The sequence below is a fragment of the Herbaspirillum sp. alder98 genome (genome assembly GCF_020179755.1).
In the GTDB taxonomy this organism is placed as follows: domain Bacteria; phylum Pseudomonadota; class Gammaproteobacteria; order Burkholderiales; family Burkholderiaceae_D; genus Herbaspirillum.
This window is the reverse complement of sequence record NZ_JAIUCY010000016.1, coordinates 76,998-85,102: the sequence shown is the minus strand read 5'-3', so window position 1 is coordinate 85,102 and position 8,105 is coordinate 76,998. Positions and strand designations below refer to the sequence as shown.

Below are 8,105 nucleotides of genomic sequence, written 5' to 3'. Positions count from 1 at the left end.
CTGATCGAAGGTTTGACGCGGGTCTTCTATCCCGAGCTGTCGGCCACCGTGGTCTTCATCGTCATGGCAATCGTGCTGATGGTCCGTCCTGCCGGCCTGTTCGGCAAAGAGAAATGATCGGGAGCAGGAAATGAACAAAAAGTTGATGATTGGCGTGTTGTTGATCCTGGCGCTGGCCGCGCCGTTCGGGATCTACCCTGTGTTCCTGATGAAGATGCTGTGCTTCGCCTTGTTTGCCTGCGCCTTCAACCTCTTGATTGGCTACACCGGCTTGCTGTCGTTCGGCCATGCCGCCTTCCTCGGCTGGGCCGGCTACCTGTGCGGGCAGTCGATCAAGGCCTGGGGTTTGCCGACCGAGCTGGGCCTGCTGGTGGGCACGGGTGCGGCGGCCCTGATCGGGTTGGTGATGGGCTTGCTGGCGATTCGTCGCCAGGGCATCTATTTCACGATGATCACCCTGGCGTTGGCGCAGATGCTGTACTTCGTGGCGTTGCAGGTGCCGTTCACCGGTGGCGAAGATGGCTTGCAGGGCGTGCCGCGCGGCAAGCTGCTGGGCTTCATCGATCTCTCCAGCGACCTCACGCTGTACTACGTGGTGCTGGCCATTGCCGTGTTCGGCTTCTCCCTGATCGTGCGCACCATCCATTCGCCGTTCGGCCAGGTGCTCAATGCCATCAAGGAGAACGAGCCGCGCGCCATCTCGCTGGGCTATGACGTGGCGCGCTACAAGCTGCTGGCGTTCGTGCTGTCGGCGGCCTTGTCGGGCCTGGCAGGGGCCACCAAGACGCTGGTGCTGGGCTTCGAGACGCTGACCGACGTGCACTGGAGCATGTCGGGCCTGGTGGTGCTGATGACGCTGGTGGGCGGCCTGGGCACGATCGTGGGTCCTATCGTGGGCGCGGTGATCATCATCCTGCTGGAGAACAAGCTGGGCGATATCGGCAACTGGCTGGCCAGCGTGACGCGCATCGAGTGGTTCAACACGCTGGGTGACTCGGTGACGATCGTCACCGGCTTCATCTTCATCGTTTGCGTGCTGGCGTTCCGCAAGGGGATCGTGGGGGAGATTCAGGCCCTGTTCAAGAAAGGAAGTGCGCAGGGAAGTCACTGACATGTCGGATTGATAACAGGGCCTGCGAGGTCCTGTGAATCGACTGCTGCAATGCGCCGCCGGGCGACCTGAAGAACAGGTTTCCCGGCGGTAATTTTTTTGTGCGTTTGGTTTACTTGTACGCTCATCAACATGTTGTCCACACAATTATCCACAGGCAATTTGTTCGTTTTAACAAGCTGTTTCGTTCGGTGATGCCCGCGCAAAGCTAGTCTGTTACTTATTCTGCAATGCATGAAGCGGTAAAATAGTCGCCGCAGTGTGCGGGGCAATTTCAGGTTGTCCACAGGGTCGCAAAACATTTTCGTTTGATGTTCTTGTCCACATCCTCATGTGGAGGCGCGCTGCTTGTTGATAACAATACGCAGTCCGGTTCGGCCTGCCGCCATCTGTCCTTGTGAAAGTCTTCCATGCATTTTTCGATTTGCTTCCAGGTGGTCAGCCATGGCTGATTACCTGATCCTTTGTGCGGCCGCTTTTGTTGCCGGTCTGATTGATGCGGTGGTGGGAGGGGGAGGGCTGGTCCTCGTGCCCGCCTTGTTTTCGGTATTTCCCAATACGGCGCCGGCGACTCTCCTGGGTACCAACAAGATAGCCGGGGTGATGGGCACCACAGCGGCGGCGATCAATTTTGCCCGGCGCGTGGTGGTGCGGTGGAGTACGGTGACACCGGCGGCATTTGCCGCATTTGCGTTTTCGTTCTTCGGCGCCTATGTCGTCACCCACATACCCACGGACCTGATTCGCAAGGCACTGCCGTTCGTGCTGATTGCGGTGGCCATCTATACCTGGAAGAAAAAAGACTTCGGCCAGACGCATGCCCCCACATTGACCGGCTCCAAGGAAATGATCTATGCCGCAGTGATCGGAGGAGCGGTTGGTTTCTACGATGGCGTGTTCGGACCAGGTACCGGCAGCTTTCTGGTGTTTCTGTTTGTGCGGGTATTCAGCTATGACTTTCTCTCGGCATCCGCCGTGTCGAAGTTTGTCAATATCGCCACCAACCTGGCTGCCCTGTGCTGGTTTGGGTATAGCGGGCACGTGATCTGGCAATTGGGTTTGTTGATGGCGGTTTTCAATATCGCCGGTTCGCTGGTGGGTACCCGCCTGGCCATGAAGCATGGCAGCGTATTTGTCCGGAAGTTATTCTTGTTTGTCGTGGGTGCATTGATCTTGAAGAGCGGATACGACGCGTTTCTTCGGTGACTTGTTTCACGTGAAACAAAGTTGAAGAGGGTTTAAAAACGGAGCCGAGTGCTCCGTTTTTTTTGCCCGCCGCAAGTCAAACGACTGTTTCACGTGAAACAGTTGGGGGAATGTTTCATTGCTGAGTTGCGGATCTGTCGCTGATCCGTCAATTACTGATCCAGGCATCGGTGCCCTGGATCAAAAGACTTTATAATCTCGCCTCTGTTCTCACCGTCTCAACGAGGCGCATCATGCTCTATCCCACACAGTTTGACGTCATTGTCGTCGGTGGCGGTCACGCCGGTACCGAAGCAGCGCTGGCCGCTGCACGCATGGGTCAGAAGACCCTGCTGTTGACCCACAACATCGAAACCTTGGGCCAAATGTCCTGCAATCCGTCGATTGGCGGTATCGGCAAGGGCCATCTGGTCAAGGAAGTCGACGCCATGGGCGGCGCGATGGCGATTGCCACCGATGAATCCGGCATTCAGTTCCGCATCCTGAATTCCTCGAAAGGGCCGGCGGTACGCGCCACCCGTGCCCAGGCAGACCGGATCCTGTACAAGCAGGCGATCCGTTCGCGGCTCGAAAATCAAGCGAACCTATGGCTCTTCCAGCAGGCAGTGGATGACCTGATGGTGGAGGGTGATCGTGTTGTCGGTGCCGTGACGCAGACAGGAATCAAGTTCCAGGGCAGGGCAGTGGTGCTGACGGCAGGTACTTTCCTCGATGGGAAAATCCACGTCGGCCTCAATAACTACGCGGGTGGCCGTGCCGGCGACCCGCCTGCGGTATCGCTGTCGGCGCGTCTGAAAGAGTTGAAGCTGCCGCAGGGCCGGTTGAAGACAGGGACGCCACCGCGTATCGATGGCCGCAGCATCGACTTGAGTATTCTGGAAGAACAACCGGGTGATTTCGATCCGGTACCGGTGTTCTCGGTCATGGGCAATGCTGCCATGCATCCGCGCCAGATGCCTTGCTGGATCACCCATACCACCAGCCAGACGCATGACATCATCCGTGCCGGGCTTGATCGCAGCCCGATGTACACGGGCGTGATCGAAGGTGTGGGGCCGCGCTACTGCCCCTCGATCGAAGACAAGATTCATCGCTTCGCCAGCAAGGATTCGCATCAGATCTACCTGGAACCCGAGGGTCTCACCACCCATGAGTTCTATCCAAACGGTATCTCGACCAGTCTGCCTTTCGATGTGCAGCTGGCGCTGGTCCGGTCGATGAAGGGCCTGGAAAACGCGCATATCCTGCGCCCGGGCTATGCCATCGAATACGATTATTTCGATCCGCGCGGCTTGAAGTCGTCGCTGGAGACACGCCAGATCCAGGGCCTGTTCTTCGCCGGCCAGATCAATGGCACGACAGGTTACGAAGAAGCGGCGGCCCAAGGCATGCTGGCCGGTATCAATGCGGCGCTGCAAACGCAGGGCCGTGAAGCCTGGACCCCGCGTCGCGATGAAGCCTATCTGGGCGTGCTGGTCGACGATCTGGTGACCCAGGGCGTGCAGGAACCGTATCGCATGTTTACCAGCCGGGCCGAATATCGGCTGTCATTACGTGAAGACAATGCAGATCTGCGACTCACCGAAATCGGTCGTGAACTGGGTTGCGTCGGTGATGCGCAATGGGAAGCCTTCGAACGCAAGCGCGAAGCTGTTTCACGTGAAACAGAACGCCTAAAGAGTACCTGGGTCAATCCGCGTATTCTTGCCGCGGCCGAAGCTGAGCGGGTATTGGGCAAGGCCATTGAGCGCGAATACAATTTGCTTGACCTGTTGCGTCGTCCCAATGTGACCTACGACAGCTTGATGAGCCTGACCGGTGTTGAGGGCCAGGCACTGGCCGGGCCCGGTATCGAAGATGGCCCGGTGCGCGAACAGGTCGAGATTCAAGTCAAATACGCCGGATACATCGCACGCCAGGCCACCGAGATCAGCCGCCAGGACCATAACGAAAACCTGAAGCTGCCGGCCGACCTGGACTATATGGACGTCAAGGCATTGTCGATCGAAGTGCGCCAGAAGCTGAACAAGCACAAGCCTGAAACGCTTGGCCAGGCATCGCGTATCTCGGGGGTGACGCCAGCTGCGCTGTCATTGCTGCTGGTGCACCTGAAGAAGGGCGGCTTGGCGCAAGCTCAGACCAAGGCGACGGGGACCGCAGCATGAGCACGGCAACCGATCAGAGCGCAATGATCCAGGCGCTGCGCCAGGGTGCGCAGGCGCTGGGACTCACCTTGAGCGAGCAACAGTCGCAGCGACTGCTGGATTACCAGGCACTGCTGGGCAAGTGGAACAAGGTCTATAACCTTACTGCCGTGCGAGACCCGTCGCAGATGATGACGCACCACCTGCTCGATTCACTGGCAGCGGTGAGCGCCTTCGCCGGCGCCAGCCAGGTACTGGATGTGGGCGCCGGTGGTGGCTTGCCCGGTATCGTGCTGGCCATCTGGGCCGCCGAGGCCGAACCACAGATGCGCATCACCCTGGTCGATACCGTGCAGAAGAAGACGGCCTTCCTCACCCAGGTCAAGGCGCAGTTGCAACTGAGCAATGTGACGGTATTGCACGCACGTGTCGAACAGTTGCCTGTTGAGCAACAATATGACGTCATCACTTCTCGCGCTTTTGCGGAACTGAAGGACTTCGTCGACTGGTCGAACCATCTCCTGCTTGAAGGCGGAAAATTCATCGCCCTCAAAGGCGTGATGCCGCAGCAGGAAATCGAACGCCTGCCGCCCGGCTGGGCAGTCACCGCAGTGCAAGCGTTGCAGGTGCCTGGTCTGGAGGCGGAGCGCCATCTCGTTTTCATGGAAAGATCGGCCTGATGAAACCCTTCCTCGCACATCCCATTCTTCGCCTGGCAGCGATTGCCCTGGCGAGCGCTACCGTGTTTGCCACCTCTTCGCGACCGGCACAGGCGCAAGAGGTCAAAACCGTCGCCGCCGTCGACCTGCAGCGTTACGTCGGCAAGTGGTACGAGATCGCCAAGTTTCCGAACCGGTTCCAGAAGGACTGTATCGCTGACACCAGCGCCGAGTATCGCGCGCGCACCGACGGCAACATCGACGTCATCAACCGCTGCAAGACCAACGCCGGCACCGACGAAGCGCAGGGCGAGGCACGCGTGATCGCCGGCAGCAACAACAGCAAGCTGCAGGTGCGTTTTGCGCCTTCCTGGCTGTCGTGGCTGCCAATGGTATGGGGTGACTACTGGATCCTCGAACTAGACCCGCAATACACGCTGGTGACCGTTGGCACGCCATCGCGCGACTATCTGTGGATCCTGTCGCGCACGCCCACCGTCAGTGAAGAGCAATACGAGAACGCGGTCGACAACGCCACCAAGCAAGGCTTCGACACCTCGCGCCTGGTGAAGACGCGCCAGCAGGCACGCTAAAACGACGCACCGGGGAGAGCACTTTGTTCCATGCCATCGGCATCACCGACATCTGGCAACTGATCGCCGCCACCTTTGTATTCCTGGCATTGCCCGGCCCCGGGACCTTCTGCGTGCTGACCTGCACCGCCAAGCATGGCGTGCGCGGCGGCTTTGCTTCGATGGCGGGGCTGATGCTGGGCGATATCGTGTTGATGTTCCTGGCCGCCATTGGCGTGGCAGCGCTGTTGCATGCCAACCCGCTGGTGTTTCGCGGGATGCAATACCTGGGGACCGCTTATCTGGCCTATCTCGGCGTGCGGCTGCTGTTTGCAAGAGGCGAGGGCGGTGGTACAGTCGTACCCTTTTCCAACGCTGCCGATTTCCGGCGCGGCTTCCTGGTAACACTGATCAATCCGAAGGCCATCGTGTTCTACATGGCGTTCTTTCCGTTGTTCCTGGATCCGGCCACGCAACAGGGCGCATTGACCTTCGTTGCGATGGGCGCGGTGATCTGCTGCTGCACGGCGCTGTATGGCGGCATGCTGGTGCTGGTGGGTAATGCGCTGTCGCGCCGCCTGTCACAGAATCGCACTATCGCCACCCTGGCCTCGCGCGTAGCGGGTATTTTCCTGATCGGTTTCGGCATCAAGCTGACGACACAGTAATCAAAACAATATGGCTAAAATCTTTTGCGTCGCAAACCAGAAAGGCGGAGTCGGCAAGACGACCACCGCCGTCAACCTCGCGGCCGGCCTGGCCCAGTTGAACCAGCGGGTATTGCTGGCCGATCTTGATCCGCAGGGCAACGCCACCATGGGCGCGGGCATCAACAAGTCCGAGCTCGATGCCACGATCTACGAAGTGTTGCTGGGCATGTCCGATATCGCCACCGTGCGTCGCCGGTCCGAATCGGGTGGTTTCGACGTGCTGCCGGCCAACCGCGAACTGGCGGGCGCCGAAGTCGAGATGGTCTCGCTGGAACAGCGCGAAGCGCGCCTGAAGATCGCCTTCGCCAGCGTCGCCGACGACTACGATTTCATCCTCATCGATTGCCCGCCGGCGCTGTCGATGCTGACCCTCAATGGCCTTTGTTCGGCGCATGGCGTGATCATTCCGATGCAGTGCGAGTACTACGCGCTTGAAGGGCTGTCGGACCTGGTCAATACCATCAAGAAGGTACATGCCAAGCTCAACCCCGAACTCAAGGTGATCGGTTTGTTGCGGGTCATGTTCGATCCTCGCATGACGCTCTCGCAGCAGGTCTCCGACCAGCTCGAACAGCACTTCGGCGACAAGGTCTTCAAGACCGTCATCCCGCGCAACGTGAGGCTGGCCGAAGCACCGTCCTACGGCATGCCGGGGGTGACCTTTGATCCTTCCTCGAAGGGTGCGCAGGCCTACATCGCGTTCGGCGCCGAGATGGTCGAGCGCATCAAGACGCTCTAAGTTTATTTGTGTCGCGTTCGCGCGAAGTTTTTTATCAGGTATCGAATGGCAACATCTATGGCAACCAAAAAATCCAAGGGACTGGGGCGCGGCCTCGAAGCGCTGCTCGGCGGCTCCTCCGACATCACCGAAGAGGCGCAGGAAGCGTCCGCGCCTGGTTTGCCGACCGTGATGCCAGTGACCGAGCTGCAGGCCGGCAAATACCAGCCGCGCAGCCGCATGGACGAAGGTGCGCTCAACGAGTTGGCCGCGTCGATCAAGGAACAGGGGCTGCTGCAGCCGATCCTGATTCGCGCCATCGGCAACAAGAACGGGCGTGATGTCTACGAGATCATTGCCGGCGAACGTCGTTTTCGCGCTGCCAAGCTGGCCGGCCTGACCGAGGTGCCGGTGCTGGTGCGCAATGTCGATGACCAGACCACCGCCGCCATGGCGCTGGTCGAGAACATGCAGCGCGAAGACCTCAACCCGCTGGAAGAGGCGCAGGGCATTCATCGCCTGATCACCGATTTCTCCTTCACCCATGAGCAGGCCGCGCTGGCCGTCGGTCGTTCGCGCAGCGCGGTATCGAACCTGCTGCGCCTGTTGAATCTGGCCAAGCCGGTGCAGACCATGCTGATGGCCGGTGACATCGACATGGGCCATGCCCGCGCCTTGCTGGCGGTGGATGCCGCGACCCAGATCCAGCTGGCCAACCAGGTGGTGGCCAAGCGCATGTCGGTGCGCGACGCCGAAAAACTGGTGACCCGTTCCTCGGCCGAGCAGGCCGTCAAGCCGCGTGACGCGCGCGAGAAATCACGCGACATCGCCCGTCTGGAAGAAGAGCTGTCCGACCTGCTGGCGACCCAGGTCAACATCAAGACCGGCGCCAAGAACCGTGGTCAACTGATCATCGACTTCAACGACCTCGATGCGCTCGATAGCGTCATCACGCGTTTGCGCGGCGGGGCTGAGCAGCAGTAGC

General features: G+C 59.7%; 8 protein-coding genes and 1 pseudogene. All 9 read left to right on the top strand.

The features are described 5' to 3' along the window. Positions 1-117 (top strand): annotated as a pseudogene (locus LBW87_RS23280) (branched-chain amino acid ABC transporter permease); the annotation flags it as partial. Between the two features lie 13 nt (positions 118-130). Next, a complete protein-coding gene (locus LBW87_RS23275; protein ID WP_225203865.1) occupies positions 131-1,111 on the top strand; it encodes a branched-chain amino acid ABC transporter permease in 981 nt (326 codons plus the stop codon). Between the two features lie 444 nt (positions 1,112-1,555). Continuing rightward, a complete protein-coding gene (locus LBW87_RS23270) occupies positions 1,556-2,317 on the top strand; it encodes a sulfite exporter TauE/SafE family protein (protein WP_225203864.1) in 762 nt (253 codons plus the stop codon). A gap of 233 nt (positions 2,318-2,550) precedes the next feature. Next, positions 2,551-4,482, top strand: a complete 1,932-nt coding sequence (gene mnmG / locus LBW87_RS23265; protein ID WP_225203863.1) for a tRNA uridine-5-carboxymethylaminomethyl(34) synthesis enzyme MnmG — start codon at positions 2,551-2,553, stop codon at positions 4,480-4,482. Further along, a complete protein-coding gene (rsmG, locus tag LBW87_RS23260) occupies positions 4,479-5,141 on the top strand; it encodes a 16S rRNA (guanine(527)-N(7))-methyltransferase RsmG (protein WP_225203862.1) in 663 nt (220 codons plus the stop codon). The genes mnmG and rsmG overlap by 4 nt, the downstream gene beginning before the upstream one ends. Continuing rightward, the gene (locus LBW87_RS23255; protein WP_225203861.1) at positions 5,141-5,713 is read left to right on the top strand and encodes a lipocalin family protein; all 573 of its coding nucleotides are present in this window, start codon (positions 5,141-5,143) and stop codon (positions 5,711-5,713) included. Before rsmG ends, LBW87_RS23255 begins: the two co-directional genes overlap by 1 nt. A gap of 23 nt (positions 5,714-5,736) precedes the next feature. Beyond that, positions 5,737-6,360, top strand: coding sequence for a leucine efflux protein LeuE (gene leuE, locus LBW87_RS23250; RefSeq protein WP_225203860.1), 624 nt, complete (start codon positions 5,737-5,739; stop codon positions 6,358-6,360). Positions 6,361-6,370: 10 nt separating this feature from the next. Then, entirely contained in the window at positions 6,371-7,141 is a 771-nt protein-coding gene (locus tag LBW87_RS23245; RefSeq protein WP_225203859.1) for a ParA family protein, read from the top strand. Between the two features lie 57 nt (positions 7,142-7,198). Further along, positions 7,199-8,104: a ParB/RepB/Spo0J family partition protein gene (locus tag LBW87_RS23240; RefSeq protein ID WP_225203858.1), complete on the top strand. Its 906-nt coding sequence runs from the start codon at positions 7,199-7,201 to the stop codon at positions 8,102-8,104. The last annotated feature ends 1 nt before the right edge of the window (position 8,105 follow it).

Bases quoted from the DNA above. Each gene is read 5' to 3' on its own strand.
- LBW87_RS23275 (WP_225203865.1), top strand. From the start codon at position 131: ATGAACAAAAAGTTGATGATTGGCGTGTTGTTGATCCTGGCGCTGGCC.
- LBW87_RS23270 (WP_225203864.1), top strand. From the start codon at position 1,556: ATGGCTGATTACCTGATCCTTTGTGCGGCCGCTTTTGTTGCCGGTCTG.
- mnmG (WP_225203863.1), top strand. From the start codon at position 2,551: ATGCTCTATCCCACACAGTTTGACGTCATTGTCGTCGGTGGCGGTCAC.
- rsmG (WP_225203862.1), top strand. From the start codon at position 4,479: ATGAGCACGGCAACCGATCAGAGCGCAATGATCCAGGCGCTGCGCCAG.
- LBW87_RS23255 (WP_225203861.1), top strand. From the start codon at position 5,141: ATGAAACCCTTCCTCGCACATCCCATTCTTCGCCTGGCAGCGATTGCC.
- LBW87_RS23245 (WP_225203859.1), top strand. From the start codon at position 6,371: ATGGCTAAAATCTTTTGCGTCGCAAACCAGAAAGGCGGAGTCGGCAAG.
- LBW87_RS23240 (WP_225203858.1), top strand. From the start codon at position 7,199: ATGGCAACCAAAAAATCCAAGGGACTGGGGCGCGGCCTCGAAGCGCTG.